The organism is Variovorax sp. Soil_C_17, assembly GCF_057657265.1.
Genome location: NZ_JBDGIT010000001.1, coordinates 1,741,071 through 1,764,852 on the forward strand (window position 1 = coordinate 1,741,071; position 23,782 = coordinate 1,764,852).

Consider the following 23,782-nt stretch of genomic DNA (forward strand, 5'->3'; position numbering starts at 1 on the left):
TCGTGATGAGGGCTATTCTTGAATTCACTTTTCTTGTCGGAACAATTCAATCCCAGGAGAGCGCACCACCCGACTGATACTCGATCACGCGGGTCTCGAAGAAGTTGCGCTCCTTCTTCAGGTCAATCATCTCGCTCATCCAGGGGAAGGGGTTTTCCTCGTTCGGGAAGAGCGTTTCCAGGCCGATCTGCTGCGCGCGCCGGTTGGCGATGTAGCGCAGGTAGCCCTTGAACATGGAGGCGTTCATGCCGAGCACGCCGCGGGGCATGGTGTCTTCGGCATAGCGGTACTCGAGCTCGACAGCCTTCAGGAAGAGGGCCTTGATCTCCGCCTTGAACTCCGCGGTCCAGAGGTGGGGATTCTCGAGCTTAAGCTGGTTGATCAGGTCGATGCCGAAATTGCAGTGCATCGACTCGTCGCGCAGGATGTATTGGTACTGCTCGGCAGCACCGGTCATCTTGTTCTGGCGGCCCAGCGCGAGGATCTGCGTGAAGCCGACGTAGAAGAACAGGCCTTCCATCAGGCAGGCGAAGACGATCAGCGACTTGAGCAGCGTCTGGTCGTTCTCGTGCGTGCCGGTGTGGAAGTTCGGGTCGCTGATGGCGTCGATGAAGGGGATCAGGAACTGGTCCTTCTCGCGGATCGACGGCACCTCGTTGTAGGCGTTGAAGATCTCGCTCTCGTCCAGGCCCAGCGACTCGACGATGTATTGGTAGGCGTGCGTGTGGATCGCCTCCTCGAAGGCCTGGCGCAGCAGGAACTGGCGGCATTCGGGCGCCGTGATGTGCCGGTAGGTGCCCAGCACGATGTTGTTGGCGGCCAGCGAATCGGCCGTCACGAAGAAGCCGAGATTGCGCTTGACGATGCGGCGCTCGTCCTCGGTCAGCCCGTTGGGGTCTTTCCAGAGCGCGATGTCGCGCGTCATGTTCACTTCCTGCGGCATCCAGTGGTTGGCGCAGGTGGCGAGGTACTTCTCCCAGGCCCACTTGTACTTGAAGGGGACGAGCTGGTTGACGTCGGTCTGGCCATTGATGATGCGCTTGTCGGCGGCCTTGACGCGGCGTGCGGCCGGCATTGCCGGCGTGGCCTGCTGGGCGGCGCGCGGCGCAGCGCCGTCATCGAACGTGCGGGGAACCGAAGCGAGGGCGGGAGCTGTTTGCGAAGTCGGACGCTCCAGCGAGCGGCCGGCTTGCGCGTCGCTGATCGATGGTTGCCGCATGCCTTGTTGCAGATCCTTTGGCAAGGAGGGCTTGACTTCTTCGTCCCAGGTCAACATAGAAAAATCCAATGCTCAAATTATGTGAGCAACGATGTGAGTTGCAAAGCGCTCTTCACATCGCCGCTCCATTTATGTTGTCGTTATGTTGTTCGCGTGCATCGCCATTTGTCGGGCGATGCCGCGAATCGATGCGTCTTCACGCCGACATCACTGGCACGCTTCGCATGTCGGATCGTCGACGCCGCAGAAGGCGATGTCGGTCGCAGGCACCGTGCCGAGCTGCGCGCGCGCAGCCGCCGCGGCCGCTTCGAGCGCGCTCATGCCCGACGACGTCGCATCGTTCGAACCGGAGGACACCGCATTGAGCCGGCCCGATTGCACCGTCGACTTCTCGGCGTGCGTGGCGCTCTGCGTGCGCAGGTAGTAGGTGGTCTTCAAGCCGCGCAGCCATGCGAGCTTGTAGGTGTCGTCGAGCTTCTTGCCCGAGGCGCCGGCCATGTAGATGTTCAGCGACTGCGCCTGGTCGATCCACTTCTGGCGACGCGCGGCCGCCTCGACCAGCCAGGTGGTCTCGATCTCGAAAGCGGTCGCGTAGAGCGCCTTCACGTCCTGCGGCACGCGGTCGATCGGGCGCAGCGACCCGTCGAAGTGCTTGAGATCCATCACCATTACGTCGTCCCACAGGTCCAGGCGCTTGAGGTCGCGCACCAGGTAGTGGTTGATGACGGTGAACTCGCCCGAGAGGTTCGACTTGACCGAGAGATTGCCGAAGCAGGGCTCGATCGAGGCGTCCACGCCGATGATGTTCGAGATGGTGGCGGTCGGTGCGATGGCGACGCAGTTGGAGTTGCGCATGCCGTCGGCCTTGATCTTCTGGCGCAGCGCGTCCCAGTCCAGCGTGGCCGAGCGGTCCAGCTCGACGTAGCCGCCGCGCGCCTTCTCGAGCAGGTCGAGCGTGTCGGGAGGCAGCACGCCCTTGTCCCACAGCGAGCCCTTGTAGCTCGAATAGCGGCCGCGTTCGCGGGCCAGCTCGGTCGAGGCCCAGTAGGCGTGGTAGCAGATCGCTTCCATCGACTCGTCGGCGAACTGCACGGCCTCCTGCGAGGCGTAGGGGATGCGCAGCTCGTACAGTGCGTCCTGGAAGCCCATCAGGCCCAGGCCGACGGGGCGGTGGCGCAGGTTGGAGTCGCGGGCCTTCTTGACCGCGTAGTAGTTGATGTCGATCACGTTGTCGAGCATGCGCATCGCGGTCGACACGGTGCGCTTCAGCTTCTCCTGGTCGACCTTGCCGTCCTTCAGGTGCTGCAGCAGGTTCACCGAGCCCAGGTTGCAGACGGCGGTCTCGGTGTCGCTGGTGTTGAGCGTGATCTCGGTGCAGAGGTTGGACGAGTGGACCACGCCCACGTGCTGCTGGGGCGAGCGCACGTTGCAGGCGTCCTTGAAGGTGATCCAGGGATGGCCGGTCTCGAACAGCATCGTGAGCATCTTGCGCCAGAGATCGGTAGCCTGGACGGTGCGGCTGGGCTTGATCTCGCCGCGCGCGGCCTTCTCTTCATAGGCGACGTAGGCGGTCTCGAAGTCGATGCCGAACTTGTCGTGCAGGTCCGGCACGCTGGAGGGCGAGAACAGCGTCCAGCTGCCCTTTTCCATCACGCGGCGCATGAACAGGTCGGGAATCCAGTTGGCCGTGTTCATGTCGTGCGTGCGGCGGCGGTCGTCGCCGGTGTTCTTGCGCAGCTCCAGGAACTCCTCGATGTCGAGGTGCCAGCTTTCCAGGTAGGTGCAGACCGCGCCCTTGCGCTTGCCGCCCTGGTTGACCGCGACCGCGGTGTCGTTCACCACCTTGAGGAAGGGCACCACGCCCTGCGACTCGCCGTTGGTGCCCTTGATGTGGCTGCCCAGCGCGCGCACGCGCGTCCAGTCGTTGCCCAGGCCGCCCGCAAACTTGGAGAGCAGGGCGTTTTCCTTGATCGATTCGTAGATGCCGTCCAGGTCGTCGGGCACGGTGGTCAGATAGCAGCTGGAGAGCTGCGAGCGCAGCGTGCCGCTGTTGAACAGCGTGGGCGTGCTGGACATGAAGTCGAAGGAGGACAGCACCTCGTAGAACTCGATGGCGCGGGCTTCGCGGTCGATCTCGTTCAGCGCCAGGCCCATGGCCACGCGCATGAAGAAGGCCTGCGGCAGCTCGATGCGGGTCTTGCGCACGTGCAGGAAGTAGCGGTCGTACAGGGTCTGCAGGCCGAGGTAGTCGAACTGCAGGTCGCGCTCGGGCTTGAGCGCGGCGCCCAGGCGGGCCAGGTCGTACTGCTGCAGCTTCTCGTCGAGCAGCTCGTTGTCCACGCCCTTCTTGATGAACAGCGGGAAGCTGTCGGCATAGGCCTGGGCGCGCTCGGCGGCCGGCACTTCGCGGCCGATGACTTCCTTGAAGATCGTGTGCAGCAGCAGGCGCGCGGTGGCGAAGGTGTAGTCGGGGTCCTTCTCGATCAGCGTGCGGGCGGCCAGGATCGAGGCCTTGTAGACCTCGTCCAGCGGCACGCCGTCATAGAGGTTGCGCATGGTCTCGGCCACGATCGGGCCGGCGGTGATGCTCTCGCCCAGGCCGGCGCAGGCGGACTCGATCAGGCCCTTGAGCTCGTTCAGGTCCAGGGCCACGCGCTCGCCGCGGTCCAGCACGTGCAGCGTGGAGACGGCGATCGGGGCATCCTGCTCGCCCTGCTTGGAGCGCTCCTGGGCGCGGCGCTCGCGGTACAGGACGTAGGCACGCGCAATCTCGTGGTGGCCGCCGCGCATCAGGCCCAGCTCGACCTGGTCCTGCACGTCCTCGATGTGGAAGGTGCCGCCGCCCGGGCGCGAGCGCAGCATGGCGCGCACCACGCCCTGGGTCAGGGTGTCGACCGTTTCGCGCACGCTGGCGGAGGCCGCGCCCTGGGTGCCGTGCACCGCGAGGAAGGCCTTCATCATCGCAATCGCGATCTTGTTGGGCTCGAAGGGAACGACGGCGCCGTTGCGGCGGATGATCTGGTAGTTGGCGAGCGCGTTGCCGGCGGGCGAGCCGGCCTTGTCGCTGGGGTGTTGCGGCGTCGAGGTTACGGCGCGGGAGGTGGCGGGATGGTTCAGGGCAGTTTGCATTCGATCCTCTGTTGGCAATTCTTGTTGGGGGCGGCGGTGCCGCGTCTGGCCGGTTGCTCCGCATGAAGCACGGGACCAGGGCACACTATATCTGGGGTCCAAGGGGGGTTCAACCCACTAGATATAGTGTTTTCCTTGTAGTTCAACGGTATCCATCCCCTGTGGACGCCTTGCGATCGGCGGGTTTGCCCCGTCGTTACTGAGCCACCTTAGCGGGCGCCGCTATCCATGCGCCTTGCGCGCGTTTTTGGGCCTGAAAGGCGCATGGTTGCTGCGCGGGCTGAAAGCAAGAGCTGCGATCGCGCGGCCGTGGCGCCGGCGCATCAGTGACGCATCGACGATCAAAAAAATCAGCGGGCAACAGTTGTGTCCGGGAACATCGCGGGCGCCCATGCCAACTGCTGCTGCAGCAGAGCCCAGTCGAAGCCGCTGCCGGGATCGGCCTTGCGGCCCGGTGCGATGTGCTCGTGCCCGGCGATGAAGGCGATCGCGTAGCGCTGCGCGAGGGCCGGGCAGAGACTGGCCAGGGTCTCGTATTGCGCAAGCTCGAAACGGTCGCCCTCCAGGCCCTCGAGCTCGATGCCGATCGAATCGTCATTGCAGTTGGTGCGGCCGCGCCAGGACGAGGGGCCGGCATGCCAGGCGCGGTCGTCGCAGCTCACGAACTGCCAGAGCTCGCCGTTGCGGCGAACATAGAAGTGGGCCGAGACCTCGAGGCCGCGGATGCTGCCGAAGTAGGGATGCGCATCCCAGTCGAGCTGGTTCGTGAAGAGCTGCTGCACCTCGTCCCCGCCATAGCGGCCCGGCGGCAGGCTGATGGAGTGCAGCACGATCAGGTCGATTTGCGCACCGGCGGGCCGCGGCCCGAAGTTCGGTGAGCGCAGTGGCCGGGCGAAGCGGTACCAGCCGTCCTGCCAGAGGGCCGGGTTCATGAGCCCACCTTCGCGCTACCCGCTGCGATGCGAGCGCCTTCGGGCGGCCGGCCGCCACTCATCGACGCAGCGTCGGGCGGCCGTGCGGGGCGGTTGTGTTCACTCGTCGGGGCCATTGCCTTGGCTGTCGTCGCCGCCCGGCGTCGCGATGCCCAGGCGCGCAATGCGATAGCGGATCTGCCGCAGGCTCAGGCCCAGCCGCGCGGCGGCGGCGGTGCGGTTGAAGCCGCTTTCCTGCAGCGCACGAACGAGGATCTCGCGCTCCTGCTGGTCCAGATAGCTTTGCAGATCGCTCGGCACCGCGGCCGCGGGCCCGGCAGCATGAAGCCCGGGTTGCTGCGGCGCGGCCGGTGCCTGCGTTGGCGTGGCGGCCAGCGCACCCGCCGGTTCGGGGTGAGCCGCGGGGCTCGAGACATCGATGTGCAGCACGTCGCCATCGCTCAAGGCGACCGCGCGGTGCAGCAGGTTCTCGAGCTCGCGAACGTTGCCGTGCAGCGGATGCTGCGACAGCCGCTGCAGCACCTCGGCCGACAGTGCGGGGATCGGCATGCCGGCGTCGCGAGCGATGCGTGCCAGCAGGGCCTCGCAGAGTGCCGGCAGGTCCTCGCGTCGCTCGCGCAGCGCCGGCACCGCGATCTCGATGACGTTCAGGCGATAGAACAGGTCCTGCCGGAAGCGGCCGGCCTGCACTTCGGCCTGAAGGTCCTTGTGCGTGGCGCTCACGATGCGCACGTCGACGGCGTCTTCCTGGGTCGAGCCGATCGGCCGCACGCTGCGCTCCTGGATCGCGCGCAGCAGCTTGGACTGCATCGCCAGCGGCAGGTCGCCGATCTCGTCGAGGAAGAGCGTGCCGCCCCGCGCGGCCTGGAAATAGCCGTCGCGGTCCTGCGAGGAGCCGGTGTACGAGCCTTTTCTGGCGCCGAAGAACTCGGCCTCGAGCAGGTTCTCGGGGATGGCGCCGCAGTTGACGGCAACGAAGGGGCCGTCGCTGCGCTGGCTGCACGCATGCACCGCGCGCGCCGCCAGTTCCTTGCCGGTGCCGGACTCGCCGCGCACCAGCACCGGCGCCATGCCGCGTGCCACCTTGGCGATGCGGGACTTGACCAGGCGCATCGGCTCGGAGTCGCCGACCAGCCGTTCGAGCGCCGAGGTGCCGGCATTGCTGGTGGCTGCGGCGAGCTTGCCGCCGTTGTCCTCCGCCGGGCGCACCGGCCGCGCGGGGGCGGCCTGTGCCTGCACCGCCGAGGCGACCACGGTGCGGAACTGCTTCAGGTCCACCGGCTTGGTGAGGTAGTCGAAGGCGCCCGCCTTCAGGGCCTCGACTGCGTTCTCGGCCGAGCCGTAGGCGGTCATCACCACGCAGCGCTCGCTGCGCTGCTCCTGCTGGATGCGCTGCAGGATCTCCATGCCCAGCCCGTCGGGCAGGCGCATGTCGGTGATCACGGCGTCAAAGCGCCCCGCGTCCAGATGCTCGCGCGCCTCCGACACGCTGCCGGCGGCCTCGACGCGGTAGCCCTCGCGCAGCAGCGTGAGCTCGTAGAGCGTGCGCAGGTCGGGTTCGTCGTCGACGACAAGAATCTGTGCAGGGCGCTGGGCGGACGGGTTGGAGCTGCTCACGGCGCTATTGTGTCAGCCCGAGTTCGCCCGGCATGAAGACGACCGCGAATTCGTTGCCTTCCGGGCCGCCTGCGGCGAGGGTGCGGCGCTCGTAGCCGATGGTCGCGCCGTGGCGTTCGCACAGCTCGCGGCACAGGTACAGGCCGAGGCCGCTGGAGCGGCTTTCGGACGAGAAGAAGGGTTCGAACAGATGGCGCTGCACCGCGGGCTCGAGCGGCGCGCCGTCGCTCCACACCTGCAGGCCGGCGCGGCCGGCGGCGTTCAGGCGCGTCGTCACCTGGATAGAACCTTCGCGTGCGCCCGCGTAGCGCGCGGCGTTGTCGAGCAGATTCACGAGGATGCGCCGCAGGTGCTCGATGTCGAAGCGCACCACGCTGCCGGGGGCTTCCAGCACCAGCAGCACGCCCTGGCGCTGGGTTTGCCGCACCCATTCCTCGGCCAGCGTGCGCACGGTCGGATCGAGCACCAACTGCTCGCCCATCGGCAGCACGCGCTGCTGGCGGGCGCGGGCGACGTCCAGCACGTCGTCGACGATGCGCGCCAGGCGCTGGGCGTTCTGCTGGACCATGTTCGTCAGGCGGCGATGGGCCGGGTCGACCAGGTCCTCGCCCAGCAGCGCACTGGCCTGGGTGATCGCGGCCAGGGGGTTGCGGATCTCGTGCGCGACCGCCGCAGACATGCGCCCCATGGCCGCCAGCTTCTCGGTGCGGATGCGCGCCTCCAGTTCGCGCAGGTCCTGCAGGAACATCACGCACAGGCTGTCGATGCCGCGCTCGGCGGCGCGCGTGAGGCGCGTGCGCACGCGCACCTCGCGCGGCGCACCCTGGGCCTGCGCGATCGGAATCTCGCGCGCCTGCGACGTGCGGCGCGCGAAGGTGCTCCGCGCGATCGCTGCCAGCGGCGCCCAAGCCGGGTTCGCGCCCAGTGCGAAGGGCAGCGTGAGCTGCGCCAGGCCCTGCCCGAGGATGGTGTCGGCCGCCGGATTGGCCGCATGCACCTGGCCCTGGGCGTCGACCACCAGCACGCCCTCGCTGAGCGTCTCGATCACCAGGTCGTTGACCAGGGCATGCATCTGCGCCGCGCCGCGATTGCTCTGCGCCAGCGCCTCCTCGCGCATCAGGCGCCGCGCCAGCTCGTGCGCCAGCAGCGCCACCACGAACAGGCCGGTGCCGGTCAGCGCCGCCTGCACGAAGCGGGCCGAAGGCTCGACCTGCTGCTGCAGCCAGTACCAGCCGGCGTGCGCGAGCAGCAGCAGCGTGACGACGGCGGTGGTGCCCAACCCGACGGTGCCGGTGCCCAGCACCGCGCCCATCAGCACCGGCAAGGCGAACAGCGGCGTGTAGTTGATGCTGCCCACCTGCAGCATCTGCAGCGTGCTGAAGGCCACCAGGTCGACGCCGATGGTCGACAGCCAGGCCGTGCCGAAGCGCCGCACCGGCGGCTGGAAGATCGAGTAGCGCGCGATCAGCAGGGTCAACACGAGGTAGCCGCCCGTCAGCGCCACCGCGATCGGCTGCGGGGCTTGCCCGAGCGCAAAGACGATGGCCTGCAGCAACAGCAGCACGACCGCGATGAAGACGCGCGCCGTCATGAAGCCGCGCCACAGGCGCAGCAGGGCCGAGCTTTCGCGGCCCGCCGCCCGGTCGAGCGGCGTCCAGTCGGTCCCGGGTTCGGCACGCGACCAGAGGAAGGTGCTCATCGGCGACGGCTCACTCAGTGTGTGGCGGCCTGGCGGTGCGCCGTACTGCAGTAGGCCGCACCGTCCGTGCCGCGTACCGCGTCCGAGGCCGGCAGGTGCAGTCCGCAATGCGCGCAGCGCAACATGGCTTGCGGCGGCGCGATGGCGCCCGGCGCAGGCGGAGGCGAGGGAGGCGGCGTGCGCGACTGCAGCTCCTCTCGCCGGGCCTTGCGCCAGAGCCACACCGCCACGAGGATGACCGCGAGGACCAGCAGGTATTTCATGTCACGCGCCCCAGCACCACCTCGAGCACGAAGCGCGAGCCCACATAGGCCAGCAGCAGCAGGGCCGCGCCGGCGTAGAGCACGCGCCGTGCGGTGCGACCGCGCCAACCGAAGCGCGCGCGCCCGATCAAGAGCACCGCGAAGCTGATCCACGCCAGCACCGAGAACACGGTCTTGTGGTCCCATTTCCAGCTGCGTGCGCTGGCACCGTACAACTGCTCGCTGAACAGCAGGCCCGCGAGAAGGGTGGCCGACAGCAGCACGAAGCCTGCGGTGACGAAGCGGAAGGTCAGGCGCTCCATGGTGAGCAGAGGCACGCCGCCCTGCGGCTCGGCCGCCAGCCGGATCTGCTTCTCGGCGCGCGTCATGATCCAGGCGTGGATGACCGCCGCGCCGAACAGGCCGTAGGAAGCAATGCCCAGCGCCAGGTGCAGCGGCAGCCAGGGCGAGGCCGACACATGCAGCGGCGTGCCCGGAAAGACCAGCGCCAGCAGCACGGCCGCCGCGCCCAGCCCCGCGAGCATGCGCCGCACCTTGAGCTGCGGATACAGGCGGCTCTCGATCGCGTAAACCGTTGTCACCAGCCACGCGGTGACGGACAGGGCGGGCGCGAAGCCGAAGCGCGGATCGCCTCCGGCCAGCGACCAGGCGAGCACGCAGGCGTGCAGCACCCAGGCCACACCCAGCATCCATTGCGTGGGAGGCCGCCCGAGCCAGGAGGCCGCGGCAGCGGTCGCGGCGTAGGCGGCGGCGGTGGCGATGCCCAGCGCCACGCCGAGTGGGGAGGGGATCGCTAAAATCATCGGTCGGAGTTTAGCGTCTCGCACTTGCGTGATCCTCCGCGATGACGCCCCCACTCCCCACCTACCGGTCCCGCCCGCGGGAAGCACCATGGCCAGCGCCCTCACCGAAAAATTCTCACGCCTCGTCAAGCAGGTCAGCGGCCAGGCCCGCATCACCGAAAGCAATGTGCAGGACATGCTGCGCGAGGTCCGCATGGCCTTGCTCGAGGCCGACGTCGCGCTGCCCGTGGTGCGCGACTTCGTCGCCCGCGTCAAGGACAAGGCCATGGGCCAGGAGGTGCTGGGCTCGCTCAAGCCCGGCCAGGCGCTGGTGGGCATCGTCAACCGCGAGCTCGCCGCCACCATGGGCGAGGGCGTGGCCGACATCAACCTGGTGGCCCAGCCGCCCGCAGTCATCCTGATGGCCGGCCTGCAGGGCGCCGGCAAGACCACCACCACCGCCAAGCTGGCCAAGCATCTCATCGAGAAGCGCAAGAAAAAAGTGCTCACCGTCTCGGGCGACGTCTACCGGCCGGCCGCCATCGAGCAGCTCAAGACCGTCACGAAGCAAGCCGGCGCCGAGTGGTTCCCGAGCACGCCTCAGCAGAAGCCGCTGGACATCGCCCGCGCCGCGCTCGATCACGCCAAGCGTCATTTCTTCGACGTGCTGCTGGTCGACACCGCCGGCCGCCTCGCCATCGACGAGGTGCTGATGAACGAGATCCAGCAGCTGCACGCGGCGCTGAACCCGGTCGAGACCCTGTTCGTGGTCGATGCGATGCAGGGCCAGGACGCGATCAACACCGCCAAGGCCTTCAAGGAGGCGCTGCCGCTCACCGGCATCATCCTCACCAAGACCGACGGCGATTCGCGCGGCGGCGCGGCGTTGTCGGTGCGGCAGGTCACGGGCGTGCCGATCAAGTTCGCCGGCGTCAGCGAAAAGATCGACGGCCTGGAGGTGTTCGATGCCGAGCGCCATGCGGGCCGCATCCTCGGCATGGGCGACATCGTCGCGCTGGTCGAGCAGGTCACGGCCGGCGTCGATGTGGCGGCGGCGCAGAAGCTCGCGGCCAAGGTCAAGAGCGGCGCCGGCTTCGACCTCAACGACTTCCTCGGCCAGCTGCAGCAGATGAAGCAGATGGGCGGGCTCTCCAGCATCATGGACAAGCTGCCGACGCAGCTGGCCGCCAAGGCCACCGATGCCGACATGACCCGCGCCGAGCGCGACATCCGGCGCAAGGAGGGCATTATCAACAGCATGACGCCGCTGGAGCGGCGCAAGCCGGAGCTGCTCAAGGCCACGCGCAAACGGCGCATCGCAGCCGGCGCTGGCGTGCAGGTTCAGGAGGTGAACCGGCTGCTCAATGAGTTCGAGCAGATGCAGCAGATGATGAAGAAGATGAAGGGCGGCGGCCTGATGAAGATGATGAAGCGCATGGGCGGCATGAAGGGCTTGCCCGGCATGGGTGGGGGCGGGGGCGGCATGCCGCGCTTCTGACTCGGCTCACTGCCTCGAAAGGCAGGGGAAAGAAAAAAAGCCCGCTCATCGAGCGGGCTTTTTCATGGGCGGCAAAACCGTCAGGCGCGCGCGAGTCGCACCGCGTGCATCCACGCCCGGCGCAGCACCGCCGGCGAACGCGACTCTTCCGGAATCACCAGGAAGCCCCGGTCGCGCATCGCATTGCCCAGCGCGATCTGGCTGGTCAGCACGGTCAGCGGGATCGCCAGCAGCAGCGGCAGCCCCACCGGCATCAGCCAGGCCAGCGCGCTGGCATCGATCAGCGCGATGCCCACCGCCAGCGCGGCGATCACCAGCGACATCGGCGCCAGCTGGGTGAAGGCGATGCGCCACGGCACGGCGGCGGCTTCCCGCGGCGGCGACTTCCAGTCCAGCTTGATGCCGGTGAGCGCCACCACCACGAACAGGGAGTGGGCCAGCATCCGCACCGGGGCCTGCACGATGGCCAGTGCGCTTTCCAGCGCGGCGCTCTTGAGCAGGCCGCCGACACCGCCGTACTGGCGCTGCTCGCGGCGCATCACCACGGCCGCAATGCCCAGGAGGCGCGGCAGGAACAACAGGCACAGCGTCCACAGCCACAGGCCGGCCAGTTCCATCGGCATCACCATCCAGTGCGCCATCACGCTCGAGCCGGTAAGCCACAGGGCGGTGCCCAGCGTCAGGAAGGCCAGCCACAGCGGCGCCGAGGCATAGGCCATGGTGCCGGTCATGAACATCGCGCGATGCACCGGATGCAGGCCCGGCTCGGCCATCAGGCGGGCGTTTTGCAGGTTGCCCTGGCACCAGCGGCGGTCGCGCTGCAGCTCGGCCAGCAGATCCGGCGGTTGTTGCTCGTAACTGCCGACCAGGTCGGCCACCAGCCACACGTGGTAGCCGGCGCGGCGCATCAGCGCAGCCTCGACGAAGTCGTGCGACATGATGCCGCCCGACATGCCGCCGGTGCCCTTGATCGTCGCCAGCGCGCAGTGCTCCATGAAGGGCTCGATGCGGATGATCGCGTTGTGGCCCCAGTAGTGGGACTCGCCGAGCTGCCAGAACTGCATGCCCAGTGTGAACAGGCGGCCCGTCACGCGCGAGGCGAACTGCTGGGCGCGGGCGTGCAGCGTGACGTGGCCGATGGCCTGCGTCGCGGTCTGGATGATGCCGGCGGTCGGGTTGGCTTCCATCAGCTTGACCATCGAGGTCAGGCAGTCGCCGCTCATCACGCTGTCGGCGTCGAGCACCACCATGTAGCGGTAGTCCTTGCCCCAGCGGCGGCAGAAGTCGGCCACGTTGCCGGCCTTGCGGTGGGTACGGCGCTTGCGCAGGCGGTAGTAGACCTCGACCTGAGGCTGGTTCGGGCTGTCGGCCAGCGCGGCCCGCAGCTCTTCCCAGGCGGCGCGCTCGGCGGCGGCGACCTCGGGGGTGTAGCTGTCGGATAGCACGAAGACATCGAACTGCTTGGCATGGCCGGTCGCCGCCACCGATTCGCAGGTGGCACGAAGGCCGGCGAACACGGTGGCTACGTCTTCGTTGCAGATCGGCATGATGATCGCCGTGCGCGCTTCCGGATTCATCGGATGGTCGGCCACCTGCTTGGCCGAAAGCGCATGCTTGTCGCCGCGCACCGAGACGTAAAAGCCCATCAGCGCGGTCACGAAGCCCGTCACCACCCAGCCCGAGAGCAGGCCGTAGAGGGCGATCTGGCTGTACTGGAGCCAGAGATTGTCGTAGTCGGGCTGCACGCCGGCGAACAGCGAGGAGGCGATGACCGTGCTGACCACGGTGAGCGCCAGGAAGGCCATGCGACGTTGCTGGGCCGTGCGCTGCCAGGCCTGGGGGGCCTGCGGCGCGCGCGACGCGACCGCCGCTGCCTTGCCGCCGGCACCGAGCTTGACCAGCAGGGCCGTGCCGATGCTGTTCCAGAAGCCGCGCCAGGGGCGGGGCGTCATCGAGCCGCGGTTGATCGGCGGGGCGGTGACCGAGTTGGGGTGGCGTTCTTCACGCAGCAGGCTGCGGCGGGAAATACCCACTCCGGTGAGAACGTTGAGCTGAGAAAAATCGTTGGGCTTCATGTTCGACTCACCCGCGTTGCTTGTCGACGGAAGGCGTGTCGCCGATTGCCGGAAAGCGCTTGAAGACGCAGTCCGGTGCCGCACCGCCGGCGCTGGCCAGTCCGGCGGGAGGATGACCCGCGGCACGGGACCGCGAGAGGGAAAACTGCTTTTGACGCAGGCCGTCGCGCTGCGGACGCAGTGCGAAAGATGGGCTGGTAAGTGCTGTCATGCCCTCATAAGGGCAAACCCCGTGCCAGCCTGGAAAAACCCTTTCAGATCAAGCACTTGGCACGATTTCGAGGCGCCGGTGCCGGCTCTTGAGGTCTAAAGACCTCTAAAAGCCCCGAATTTGTCGCCGAATCCCGACAAGGCTTGTGAAGGGGATGTCAATTCCCAATGAAATCAAGCACTTAGGGTCGTCGCTCTTCGGCGACAGCATCGCCGCCCGGCGACACGGCATCGGATTTGAAGTGCCCGGCCGTGAGCCCGTTCTTCTGCAGCAGGCGGTAGAACTCCGTGCGATTGCGGTCCGCCAGGCGTGCCGCGTCGGCCACGTTGCCGTCGGTCAGCTTGAGCAGGCCGACCAGGTATTCGCGCTCGAAGCGCTGCTTGGCCTCGGCATACGTCTGCACCTCGACGCTGGGCGAGCGCAGCGCCCGCTGCACCAGCGCCAGCGGGATCAGCGGCGAGCTCGACAGGGCGCAGACCTGCTCGACCACGTTGAACAACTGGCGCACGTTGCCCGGCCAGGACGCCATGGTCAGCGCTTTCAGCGCCTCCGGCGCGAAGCCCGACAAGCGCTTGCCGTACTTGCTCGAAAGCCGGTGCAGGAAGTGATTGGCCAAGAGCGGAATGTCCTCGCGCCGCGCCGACAGGGGCGGCAGCTGGAGTGTCACGACGTTGAGACGGTAGTACAGGTCCTCGCGGAACTGCCCGGCCTCCATCGCAGCATCGAGGTCGCGGTGGGTGGCGGAGACGATCCGCACGTCGACCGCGATCGACTGGGTCGATCCGACCGGCCGCACCGCGTGCTCCTGCAGCACCCGCAGCAGCTTGACCTGCAGGGCCGGCGGCATGTCGCCGATCTCGTCGAGCAGCAGGGTGCCGCCGTCGGCCTGCTGGAACAGGCCCTTGTGGTTGGCCACCGCGTCGGTGAAGGCGCCCTTCATATGCCCGAACAGCTCCGACTCCAGCAGCGCCTCCGGAATGGCCCCGCAGTTGACCGCCACGAAAGGCTTGTCGGCGCGCGCGCTGGCGCGATGGATGGCGCGGGCCAACAGTTCCTTGCCCGCGCCGCTGTCGCCGCGCAGCAGCACGCTCGCGTCGGACTTGGCCACCATCCGGGCCTCGGCCAGCAGCTCGGCCATGCGGTTGCTGCGGCTCACGATCTCCGAACGCCAGCTCTCGTCGCCGACCTTGCCGCCGCTCGGCGCAGGCGCGCCCAGCGCCAGGGCCTGCGCGATCTTGTCGAGCAGCTCGCGCGCGTCGTAGGGCTTGGTGAGGTAGGTGAAGACGCCGCGCGCCGTGGCCTCGACCGCGTCGGGAATGGTGCCGTGCGCCGTCAGCAGGATCACCGGCAGCGTCGGATGGCGCTTGCGGATCTCATCGAAGAGCTGCAGGCCGTCGCGGCCGGGCAGGCGCACGTCGCTCAGCACCAGCTGGGGGTGCTCGATCTCGAGCTGCGTCAGCGCCGATTCGGCCGAGGTCACGGCCGTCACCTGGTAGCCGGCCCCCGTGAGCCGCATCGACAGCAGCCGCAGCATGTCCGCGTCGTCGTCCACCACCAGCAGGCGGGCGCCGGGCGGGTCCTTCGCGGAACCAGGGGGGGTGTTCATGGTGCAGGCTTGGGTGCTGCCGGCGCGACGGGCGGCGGGTTGTTGGGACGCGAGAAGCTGCGCTCGATCGCCCGCAGCGCCTCGATCCGGTCGGTCAGTTGGTCGATGCGGCGCTGGCTGTCGCGCAGCTGCTGCGCCTGGCGGTCGCGGTCGTCCTCGACGCGGCGCTGCTCCTGATACCGCGCGGCCAGCAGCCGGGCGAGCGGATGCAGGGCCTGCGCCTCGTTTGCCGGGTTGGCGATCACACGTTGCAGCAGCCCAAGCGCACGCGCGAGATCGGCCGGCGAGCGGGTCTGCGCCAGCAGCATCGCCAGCTGCATCTGCACCAGCGGCTGCTCGCCCGGCTCGCCCAGGCGCGAAATCTCATTGGCGAGTTCGTTGCCGCTCAGCGGACGCACCTTGTCGGCGTACACGAGCAGGGCGGCCACCGGTCCTTGCGTGAGCTGCGTGAAGATCAGCGCCGGCTGCGTGGCCGGCGCCATCGGCTCGGCTTCGACGGGTTGCACCGGCGGCGGCAGCGGTGGTGGAGGTGGTGCCGGCTGCACGGCGACGGGTTCGGGCGGCGGCTTGGACGGCGCGGCGCATGCAGCGAGCAGCAGCGGCATGACGACCACGGTCATGGCGAATGCGGATCTGCGAGCGATCGAACTGAAGAACATGAGGTCAGAGAAAAACGCTTGAGGCGGGGGCGGTGGTCAGGCGGAGCGCGGCAGCTCGATGCGGAAGCGCGCCCCGGGTCCCTCGGGCAGCAACGTGATGCGGCCGCCATGAGCTGCAATGTACTCCTGCACGATCGACAGCCCGATGCCGGTGCCCTTGACGGCATGCTGGGGTTGGCGCTCGCCGCGATAGAAAGGCTCGAAGATGCGGTCGCGGTCGCCCTCGGCTATGCCCGGGCCCGCGTCCTGTATCTCGATGCAGACGGTGTCCGGCGTGCTCGACACGGTGATCACGATGGTGCCCCCACGCGCCGAATAACGGATGGCGTTGGACAGCAGGTTGGCCAGCGCCGTACCCAGCTTCACCGGGTCCACCACGACGGCGAGCGGCTCGCCCTCGGCCCGCACCGCCAGCCCGTTGGCCTGCCATTGCAGGCGCTGGGCCTCGATCTGCTCCTCGATCAGCGGCAGCAGCGGCGTGCGCTGGCGGCGCAGCTCGCGCGCCTCGAAGGCCGCCGCGTTGAAGCGCAGCAACGCCTCGATCTGGCCCTGCAGCGCGACGGTGTTCTGCTGCAGGATCTGCGCCACTTCGCGCTGCGCCGGGTTCAAGGCGCCGGTCACGCCGTCCTCCAGCAGCGACACGCCTTCGCGCAGCGCCGCCAGCGGAGTCTTGAGCTCGTGCGAGACGTGGCGCAGGAAGCGTGCCTTGTCGGCGTCCAGCTCGGTCAGCCGCAGCCGAAGCCACTCGAGCTGCTGCGAGATGCGGCGCACGTCGGCCGCGCCGCGGATGTCGATCGGCTCGTCGAGCCGGTTCTCGCCCAGCCCGACGATGGCGCGCTGCAGCCGCTTGAAGGGCCGCGCCAGCCACACGCCGAAGGCCAGCGCGAGCGCCACCGCCACCGCGCTGGCCGCCAGCACCTCGCGCATCAGCCGGCGGCGCGCGTTCTCGATGCGCTGCGCCAGCGCGTTGTTCTGCGTCTCGATCAGGATCTGGGCCTGCTGCGCGATGTTGGTGTTGAGCGCGTCGAGGTCGCGGAACTGCATGGCCATCGAGCTCTCGCGCGCCAGCGCGGTTTCCGGCGCACCGCTCATCAGTCCCTCGATCACGGCCAGCTGGCCGCGCCAAAGGTCGAGGCCGGTGGAGGGCAGGCCATTGGCGCCCAGGCGGTCGAGCGCATGGTTGGCGTCCCGTGCCGCATCGTCGAAGCGGCGGCGCAGCACCGCATCGTTGAGCACCAGCGACTGGCGCCCGGCGCGCTCCATCGCGGCACTGCGCTCGGCCAGGGACTGCGCCGCGCCCGAGAGCGTGAGCGCGCGGCCTGCGGCGTTGCGGCTCTGCGTCATCAGCGCGTCGTACTGGAACACCGAGCGCAGGGCCACGCCCACCAGCAGCGCGGTGATCAGGAGGAACGCGAACAGCAGCAGTTGCTGGAACGAGCCGCGCGCCGACTTCAGGCCCGCCATCAGGCCGCGGCCGCCGCGGTCCGGGCGGCCGGCGACGAGGTCGATTCGGCGGTCGGCACCTCGCCGCGCAGCGAGTAGGCCAGCGAACGGGTGATGCGCACGTCGATCATCTGGCCGACCAGGCGCGGATCGCCTTCGAAGTTCACCGCGCGGTTGCACTCGGTGCGCCCCATCAGCTCGTCGGCATCCTTGCGCGAGCGCCCTTCGACCAGCACGCGCTGGGCCGTCCCCACCAGGGCCTGGCCGAAGCGCTTGACGTTGGCGTCGATTACCGCCTGCAGCCTTTGCAGCCGCGCCAGCTTGACTGCGTGCGGCGTGTCGTCGTGCAACTGCGCCGCCGGCGTGCCGGGGCGCGGGCTGAAGATGAAGCTGAAACTGTTGTCGAACTCCAGCTCGTCGATCAGCTTCATCATCTTCTCGAAGTCGGCGTCGGTCTCGCCCGGGAAGCCGACGATGAAGTCGCTGGAGAGCGAGAGGCCCGGGCGGATGGCGCGCAGCTTGCGCACCGTGCTCTTGTATTCCATTGCCGTGTAGCCGCGCTTCATCGCCATCAGGATGCGGTCGCTGCCGTGCTGCACCGGCAGGTGCAGGTGGCTCACCAGCTTCGGCACGCGGGCGTAGGCCTCGATCAGCCGCGGCGTGAACTCGTTCGGGTGGCTGGTGGTGTAGCGGATGCGCTCGATGCCCGGGATCTCGGCGATGTACTCGATGAGCAACGCGAAGTCGGCGATCTCGGCCGTGTCGCCCATGCGGCCGCGGTAGGCATTGACGTTCTGGCCCAGCAGCGTGACTTCGCGAACCCCTTGGTCCGCCAGGCCGGCGATCTCGACCAGCACATCGTCCAGCGGCCGGTTCACCTCTTCGCCGCGGGTGTAGGGCACCACGCAGTAGCTGCAGTACTTGGAGCAGCCTTCCATGATCGAGACGAAAGCGGTCGCGCCCTCGACGCGTGCCGGCGGCAGGTGGTCGAACTTCTCGATTTCGGGGAAGCTGATGTCCACCTGCGGCTGGCCCGCGCGCTCGCGCTCGTGCAGCAGCTCGGGCAGGCGGTGCAGGGTCTGGGGGCCGAATACCACGTCGACGTAGGGCGCGCGCGCAATGATGGCCGCGCCTTCCTGGCTGGCCACGCAGCCGCCGACGCCGATCTTCACGCCGCGCGCCTTGAGGTGCTTGACGCGGCCGAGGTCGGAGAACACCTTCTCCTGGGCCTTCTCGCGCACCGAGCAGGTGTTGAAGAGGATCAGGTCGGCCTCTTCCACGTTGGTCGTGGGCTCGTAGCCCTCGGCGGCGCGCAGTACGTCGGCCATCTTGTCCGAGTCGTACTCGTTCATCTGGCAGCCGAAGGTCTTGATGAAAACTTTGGGGGTCATGGGGTGGGCTCCGTGGAGGTGCCGTCGAAAAGCCGAACTCCGGACGTCAGGGGCAGGCGCGCCCCGCGTCCGGTCGCCGGGTTCGAGGATTACTGGCCGTAGCGGGGCAGCTGGTCGAACGGTGTCTTGCCGTCGTCGCGCGGGCCGGTGTCGGCCACGAAGGGCCAGAAGTTCAGGAGCGGCTTCTCGGCCGATTCGCGTTTGGCCTGGGCTTCTTCGGGCGTGAGGATCCAGACCTCGCTCACCAGGCCGGCGGCGTCGCGCTTGTAGTTGACCAGCAGGTTCTGTCCGGTGAGGGCCGCCGGCATCACCAGCATCTGCTGTGCGCTGCGGATGCGGGCGCCGGGCGAGAGCCGTTCGGGCTGGCCGTCGAGCTGGATCTCGGGCGCATTCATCACCATGAAGCGCCCGCGCAGCGTGCCGATGGGAAAGTTGCGGCCGCCGAGCGCGGCCTCGTTCTGAGTCTGGACCGACTGTTGCGCGGCGGCGGGCGCCAGAACGGCGCACAGTGCTACCAAAATGAGAGCAGACCAGGAAGGGTTGCAGCGGTTCATGGTGTTCATCCAGAGGCTGTGGGGCAGCGGCGATTCTAGCGGCCGCCTCCCACACGCCGCGGCGAAGGGAGCGCCTTCCGTGCCGTGCTTCATGTTCGCTTTACTTATCTTTACGGCACCGATGGACGGCAGTCCCCCACCCCTGATCCAATAGCTGCTGTCAGGCAAAAGTGCGCCTCGGACAACCGTGGCCGGCTTTCTACCCAATGCAAAAGCGCTCATGAACAAGAAACTCGTCCTCGCCCTCGCGGGTGTGCTGATCCTGAGTGCGGCCGCCGCCTGGCGCTGGGCCGGGAACAGGACCCAGGACGTGGCACAAACGGGCGCACCGGCCGCCGGCAGCAGCGCCGCGCCCGGCAAGGGCGCCGGGCCGGGTGCCGGCGCAGCCGCCCTGGTCACGCTCGCCGCGGCGCAGAAGCAGGACGTGCCGATCACGGTGCAGGTCAACGGCAGCGTGGTCTCGCTCAACAGCGTGGAGCTGCGCCCGCAGGTGACGAACACCGTGCGCGAGGTTCATGTGAAGGAAGGCCAGTTCGTCAAGCAGGGCCAGTTGCTCTTCACGCTCGACGATCGCCCCGACCAGGCCAACCTCGCCAAGGCCCGCGCCCAGCAGCAGAAGGACGAGGCCACGCTGGCCGACCTGGAGCGCCAGTACCGCCGCAGCCAGGAGCTGTTGGCGCAGAACTTCATCGCCAAGGCCGCCGCCGACGCGACGCTGTCGCAGTGGGAGGCCCAGCGCGCCGCGGTCGCGGCCGACAAGGCGGCGGTGCAGTCGGCGCAGGTGGCGCTGGGTTACGCCACGCTGCGCGCGCCCATCGCCGGGCGCATCGGCGCCGTCAACATCTACCCGGGCACCCTGGTCCAGCCCACCCTCACGCTGGTGACCATCACCCAGCTCGACCCGATCGCGGTGAGCTTCCCGGTGCCCGAGGGCAAGCTCCAGGACCTGCTGGCCGCCGCGCGCTCGCAAACGCCGGTCGAAGCGCTGGTGAGCGGACGCAGGACGCCGATGAAGGGCACGCTGAACTTCGTGGACAACACGGTGGACCCGATGATCGGCACGGTGCGCGCCAAGGCAGTGTTCGACAACGCCGACCAGGCCCTGTGGCCCGGCCAGTTCGTCGAGACTCGCGTGACCGTGCGCAGCCTCCAGGGCGCCACCGTCATCCCCGCGGCCGCCGTCATGATGCTGGCCGATGGCAGCTCGGTCTACGTGGTCGACGCCGAGCACAAGGCCACGCGCCGCAAGATCGAGACCCTGCACACCTTCGGCACGCAGGTCGCGGTGCGCGGCGTCGAGCCCGGCGAGCAGGTGGTGATCGAGGGCAAGCAGAACGTGCGCCCGGGCGGCAAGGTGCGGCTGGACGGCGCCGCCCCGCCGCAGCAGCGCCCCAACGGCAACGCGCCCGAGGCGACCCCGGGCAGCGCGGCCTCCGCAAGGCCCGGCAACGCCAGCGTGGTCGCGGAGCGGGAGCGCACGTGAGCACCGCAGCCCGCAGGGCGGGGGTGATCCAGTGAACATCTCGGAGCTCTGCATCCGCCGTCCGGCGATGACGGTGCTGCTCTCGGCCGCCGCGGTGGTGGCGGGCATCTTCGCGTACTTCCAGATTCCGGTCGCGGCACTGCCGAGCTACAACACGCCCGTCATCAACGTCAATGCGCAGCTGCCGGGCGCCAGTCCCGACACCATGGCCTCCTCGGTCGCGCTGCCGCTGGAGAAGCAGTTCTCCACCATCCCCGGGCTGCAGACCATCAGCTCGGTCAACACCCAGGGCGTGAGCTCGATCACGCTCGAATTCGTCAGCAGCCGCGACATCGATGCCGCTGCCGTCGACGTGCAGGCGGCACTCTTGCGCGCGCAGCGCCAGCTGCCGGTCGAGCTGACGCAGATGCCCTCGTACCGCAAGGTCAATCCGGCCGATGCGCCGGTGCTCTTCATCTCGCTGGTCTCGCCCTCGATGTCGCCGTCGGAGCTCAACGACTACGCCGAGAACCTGATCTCGCCCACGCTCTCCACCATCGACGGCGTGGCCCAGGTCGCGGTCTACGGCCGCAAGGCCTTCGCGGTGCGCGTCAAGGCCGATGCCGACCTGCTCAACGCCCGCAACATCACCCTCGACGAACTCGCCAACGCGGTGCGCCTGGCCAACGCGAACACGCCCGTGGGCGTGCTCGACGGCCCGCGCCAGACGCTCACCATCCAGGCCAACGAGCAGATGCTCAAGGCCGCCGACTTCGCCAAGGTGATCGTCGGCCAGCGCAACGGCGCCCCGGTTCGGCTGGACGAGGTGGCCACCATCGAGGACAGCTTCGAATCCGTCAAGACCGCCAGCAGCTTCAACGGCGAGAGCTCGATCTCGCTGGCCGTGCTGCGCCAGCCCAATGCCAACACGGTGCAGGTGGTGGACGCGGTGCGCGCGCTGATGCCGCGCTTCCGCGACGAGCTGCCGCAGTCGGTCGCGATCAACATGGTGAACGATCGCTCCATCTCCATCCGCGAGGCGGTGCACGACGTGCAGCTCACGCTGCTGGGCACCGTGCTGCTGGTGGTGCTGGTGATCTTCCTGTTCCTGCACCGCGTGGTCGCCACGCTGATTCCCGCGGCCACCATCCCGATCTCGCTGATCGGTGCGGTGGCGCTGCTCTACGCCTTCGGCTACAGCCTGGACAACGTGTCGCTCCTGGGCATCACGCTGGCCGTGGGCCTGGTGGTGGACGACGCCATCGTGGTGCTCGAAAACATCATGCGCTACGTCGAGAAGGGCATGGAGCCCATGGCCGCCGCGCTGCGCGGCTCGCGCGAGGTGGGCTTCACCATCATCTCGATCTCGATCTCGCTGGTGGCGGTGTTCATCCCGATCTTCTTCATGCCCGGCGTGATCGGCCTGCTGTTCCACGAATTCGCCGTGGTGGTGGGCCTGGCCGTGATGGTGTCGGCCGTGGTCTCGCTCACCTTGGTGCCGATGCTCGCGAGCCGGCTCCTGCGGCACCAGCCGCGCGAAGGAGGCGTGGCCGAGGACCACGAGGAAACCCATCCCGAGCCCGGCACCGCGATCGGCCGCGGCTTCGAGCGCGGCTACCGCTGGGTGCACGGCAACTACATGCGCACCCTCGACTGGACGCTGCACCACCGCAATCTCATGCTGGCCCTGGCGGCCGCGACCTTCGCGCTCACGGCCTGGATGTTCATCAGCATCCCGAAGGGCTTCTTCCCCGAGGAGGACATCGGCCAGATCCAGATCACGACCGAGGCGGCCGAGGACATTTCGTTCCCCGCGATGAAGGCCTTGCAGGACCGCGTTGCCGATGCGCTCATGGCCGACCCGAGCGTGGCCTACGTCAACTCCTTCATCGGCGTCGGCGGCCCGACCGCCACGCAGAACGCCGGCCGCCTGTTCGCGGTGCTCAAGCCGCGCGGCGAGCGGCCGCGCATGCCGCAGGTGCTGGAGCAGCTGCGCAAGCGCTTCCGCGAAATCCCCGGCGTGGCCGTCTACATGCAGCCGGTGCAGAACCTGCGCCTGGGCGGCCGCCAGAGCAAGGCGCGCTTCCAGTACACGCTGCAGAGCGTCAATGCCGGCGCCATCAACGAATGGGCCGAGAAGCTGATGGAGCGCATGCGCGCCGACCCGGACTTCCGCGACGTCACCAGCGATTCGCAGAACCGCGGCCTGCAGGCCACGCTGGAGATCGACCGCGACAAGGCCGGCGTGCTCGGCGTCGCCGTGGGCGACCTGCGCACCGCCCTCTACAACGCCTACGGCGACCGCCAGATCGGCAGCATCTACGCGCCCAGCAACACCTACCAGGTGATCCTCTCGGCGGCCGACGACGACCGTCGCTTCGAGGAGGACATGTCGCGCCTGTCGGTGCGCAACAAGGCCGGGCAGCTGGTGCCCCTGTCGGCCTTCTCGACCGTCAAGCGCACGGTGGGCCCGACCTCGGTCAACCACCAGGGCCAGCTGCAGGCCGTGACGGTGTCCTTCAACCTGGCGCCCGAGGTGCCTTTGGGCAACGCGACCGCGAAGATCGATCGTTTCAAGGCCGAGCTCAAGGTGCCCCCTTCGATCATCACCAGCTACGGCGGCGACGCGGCCGTGTTCCAGAGTTCGCAGGCCAGCCAGGCGGTGCTGCTCGTGCTGGCGGTGCTGGTCATCTACGTGCTGCTGGGCGTGCTCTACGAGAGCTACATCCACCCGCTCACCATCCTCGCGGGCCTGCCCTCGGCGGCGGTGGGAGCGCTGCTCTCGCTCAAGCTCTTCGGCTTCGACCTGACGCTGATCGCGACCATCGGCATCCTGCTGCTGATCGGCATCGTCAAGAAGAACGCGATCATGATGATCGACTTCGCGCTGGATGCGCAGCGCACCCAGGGCATGCAGCCGGTCGACGCGATCCGCGAGGCCTGCCGGCTGCGCTTCCGGCCGATCCTGATGACCACATTGGCTGCCCTGATGGGCGCGCTGCCGCTCGCACTGGGCCTGGGGGCCGGCGCCGAGCTGCGCCAGCCCCTGGGCGTGGCGGTGGTCGGCGGGCTGCTGTTCTCGCAGGTGATCACGCTCTACATCACGCCGGCCATCTACCTGGCGCTGGACCGGTACAGCGGGAGCGGGCCGATGCAGGAGCTGCCGGGGGAGAAGGTCGGGCACGCTGCGGCTTGATCTGTCGTCTGAGCGAGCGCATGCCGGTCTTGCTCCCTCTCCCTTC

16 protein-coding genes are annotated in these 23,782 nt (G+C 68.4%); 3 read left to right on the top strand and 13 right to left on the bottom strand.

The features are described from left to right. Nucleotides 1-46: 46 nt before the first annotated feature. From AC3A6Y_RS08445 to AC3A6Y_RS08475, 7 genes are all read right to left on the bottom strand, one after another. Nucleotides 47-1,276 carry a ribonucleotide-diphosphate reductase subunit beta gene (locus AC3A6Y_RS08445; protein WP_487867736.1) on the bottom strand — a complete coding sequence of 410 codons (1,230 nt, stop codon included), beginning with the start codon at nt 1,274-1,276 and terminating at the stop codon, nt 47-49. A gap of 150 nt (nt 1,277-1,426) precedes the next feature. Further along, nucleotides 1,427-4,348 (bottom strand): ribonucleoside-diphosphate reductase subunit alpha, encoded by a 2,922-nt coding sequence (locus AC3A6Y_RS08450; protein WP_487867737.1) that lies wholly within the window; start codon nt 4,346-4,348, stop codon nt 1,427-1,429. Between the two features lie 350 nt (nt 4,349-4,698). Further along, nucleotides 4,699-5,280, bottom strand: coding sequence for a 1,6-anhydro-N-acetylmuramyl-L-alanine amidase AmpD (ampD, locus tag AC3A6Y_RS08455; protein WP_487867738.1), 582 nt, complete (start codon nt 5,278-5,280; stop codon nt 4,699-4,701). A gap of 99 nt (nt 5,281-5,379) precedes the next feature. Further along, the gene (locus AC3A6Y_RS08460) at nt 5,380-6,897 is read right to left on the bottom strand and encodes a sigma-54-dependent transcriptional regulator (protein ID WP_487867739.1); all 1,518 of its coding nucleotides are present in this window, start codon (nt 6,895-6,897) and stop codon (nt 5,380-5,382) included. A 4-nt stretch (nt 6,898-6,901) separates the two neighbouring features. Next, the gene (locus tag AC3A6Y_RS08465; RefSeq protein ID WP_487867740.1) at nt 6,902-8,596 is read right to left on the bottom strand and encodes a two-component system sensor histidine kinase NtrB; all 1,695 of its coding nucleotides are present in this window, start codon (nt 8,594-8,596) and stop codon (nt 6,902-6,904) included. 14 nt (nt 8,597-8,610) lie between these two features. Next, nucleotides 8,611-8,859 carry a PP0621 family protein gene (locus AC3A6Y_RS08470; protein WP_487867741.1) on the bottom strand — a complete coding sequence of 83 codons (249 nt, stop codon included), beginning with the start codon at nt 8,857-8,859 and terminating at the stop codon, nt 8,611-8,613. Beyond that, entirely contained in the window at nt 8,856-9,662 is an 807-nt protein-coding gene (locus AC3A6Y_RS08475; RefSeq protein WP_487867742.1) for a cytochrome C assembly family protein, read from the bottom strand. Before AC3A6Y_RS08475 ends, AC3A6Y_RS08470 begins: the two co-directional genes overlap by 4 nt. Nucleotides 9,663-9,750: 88 nt before the next feature. Here AC3A6Y_RS08475 and ffh point away from each other — a divergent pair, with 88 nt between their 5' ends. Then, nucleotides 9,751-11,139 carry a signal recognition particle protein gene (gene ffh / locus AC3A6Y_RS08480; RefSeq protein WP_487867743.1) on the top strand — a complete coding sequence of 463 codons (1,389 nt, stop codon included), beginning with the start codon at nt 9,751-9,753 and terminating at the stop codon, nt 11,137-11,139. Between the two features lie 80 nt (nt 11,140-11,219). On the opposite strand, the gene mdoH is transcribed toward ffh, so the two are convergent. From mdoH to AC3A6Y_RS08510, 6 genes are all read right to left on the bottom strand, one after another. Continuing rightward, nucleotides 11,220-13,214, bottom strand: a complete 1,995-nt coding sequence (mdoH, locus tag AC3A6Y_RS08485) for a glucans biosynthesis glucosyltransferase MdoH (RefSeq protein WP_487867744.1) — start codon at nt 13,212-13,214, stop codon at nt 11,220-11,222. A 392-nt stretch (nt 13,215-13,606) separates the two neighbouring features. After that, entirely contained in the window at nt 13,607-15,031 is a 1,425-nt protein-coding gene (locus tag AC3A6Y_RS08490) for a sigma 54-interacting transcriptional regulator (protein WP_487867745.1), read from the bottom strand. Next, nucleotides 15,028-15,651, bottom strand: coding sequence for a hypothetical protein (locus AC3A6Y_RS08495; RefSeq protein ID WP_487867746.1), 624 nt, complete (start codon nt 15,649-15,651; stop codon nt 15,028-15,030). The genes AC3A6Y_RS08490 and AC3A6Y_RS08495 overlap by 4 nt, the downstream gene beginning before the upstream one ends. 75 nt (nt 15,652-15,726) lie before the next feature. Continuing rightward, on the bottom strand, nt 15,727-17,154 hold the full coding sequence (locus tag AC3A6Y_RS08500) for a sensor histidine kinase (protein WP_487867747.1): 1,428 nt from the start codon (nt 17,152-17,154) through the stop codon (nt 15,727-15,729). Next, a complete protein-coding gene (gene miaB, locus AC3A6Y_RS08505) occupies nt 17,154-18,524 on the bottom strand; it encodes a tRNA (N6-isopentenyl adenosine(37)-C2)-methylthiotransferase MiaB (RefSeq protein WP_487867748.1) in 1,371 nt (456 codons plus the stop codon). The genes AC3A6Y_RS08500 and miaB overlap by 1 nt, the downstream gene beginning before the upstream one ends. Nucleotides 18,525-18,613: 89 nt before the next feature. After that, nucleotides 18,614-19,087: a hypothetical protein gene (locus AC3A6Y_RS08510; protein ID WP_487867749.1), complete on the bottom strand. Its 474-nt coding sequence runs from the start codon at nt 19,085-19,087 to the stop codon at nt 18,614-18,616. Nucleotides 19,088-19,298: 211 nt separating this feature from the next. On the opposite strand from AC3A6Y_RS08510, the gene AC3A6Y_RS08515 reads away from it, so the two are divergent. After that, nucleotides 19,299-20,561, top strand: coding sequence for an efflux RND transporter periplasmic adaptor subunit (locus tag AC3A6Y_RS08515; RefSeq protein ID WP_487867750.1), 1,263 nt, complete (start codon nt 19,299-19,301; stop codon nt 20,559-20,561). 31 nt (nt 20,562-20,592) lie between these two features. After that, nucleotides 20,593-23,736 carry an efflux RND transporter permease subunit gene (locus tag AC3A6Y_RS08520; RefSeq protein WP_487867751.1) on the top strand — a complete coding sequence of 1,048 codons (3,144 nt, stop codon included), beginning with the start codon at nt 20,593-20,595 and terminating at the stop codon, nt 23,734-23,736. Nucleotides 23,737-23,782 lie beyond the last annotated feature (46 nt).

Coding starts and splice junctions, on each gene's coding strand:
- AC3A6Y_RS08475 (WP_487867742.1), bottom strand. CDS start 9,662: ATGATTTTAGCGATCCCCTCCCCACTCGGCGTGGCGCTGGGCATCGCC.
- AC3A6Y_RS08510 (WP_487867749.1), bottom strand. CDS start 19,087: ATGAACACCATGAACCGCTGCAACCCTTCCTGGTCTGCTCTCATTTTG.
- AC3A6Y_RS08495 (WP_487867746.1), bottom strand. CDS start 15,651: ATGACCGTGGTCGTCATGCCGCTGCTGCTCGCTGCATGCGCCGCGCCG.
- AC3A6Y_RS08470 (WP_487867741.1), bottom strand. CDS start 8,859: ATGAAATACCTGCTGGTCCTCGCGGTCATCCTCGTGGCGGTGTGGCTC.
- AC3A6Y_RS08490 (WP_487867745.1), bottom strand. CDS start 15,031: ATGAACACCCCCCCTGGTTCCGCGAAGGACCCGCCCGGCGCCCGCCTG.
- AC3A6Y_RS08500 (WP_487867747.1), bottom strand. CDS start 17,154: ATGGCGGGCCTGAAGTCGGCGCGCGGCTCGTTCCAGCAACTGCTGCTG.
- ffh (WP_487867743.1), top strand. CDS start 9,751: ATGGCCAGCGCCCTCACCGAAAAATTCTCACGCCTCGTCAAGCAGGTC.
- ampD (WP_487867738.1), bottom strand. CDS start 5,280: ATGAACCCGGCCCTCTGGCAGGACGGCTGGTACCGCTTCGCCCGGCCA.
- miaB (WP_487867748.1), bottom strand. CDS start 18,524: ATGACCCCCAAAGTTTTCATCAAGACCTTCGGCTGCCAGATGAACGAG.
- AC3A6Y_RS08445 (WP_487867736.1), bottom strand. CDS start 1,276: ATGTTGACCTGGGACGAAGAAGTCAAGCCCTCCTTGCCAAAGGATCTG.
- AC3A6Y_RS08450 (WP_487867737.1), bottom strand. CDS start 4,348: ATGCAAACTGCCCTGAACCATCCCGCCACCTCCCGCGCCGTAACCTCG.
- AC3A6Y_RS08465 (WP_487867740.1), bottom strand. CDS start 8,596: ATGAGCACCTTCCTCTGGTCGCGTGCCGAACCCGGGACCGACTGGACG.
- mdoH (WP_487867744.1), bottom strand. CDS start 13,214: ATGAAGCCCAACGATTTTTCTCAGCTCAACGTTCTCACCGGAGTGGGT.
- AC3A6Y_RS08515 (WP_487867750.1), top strand. CDS start 19,299: ATGAACAAGAAACTCGTCCTCGCCCTCGCGGGTGTGCTGATCCTGAGT.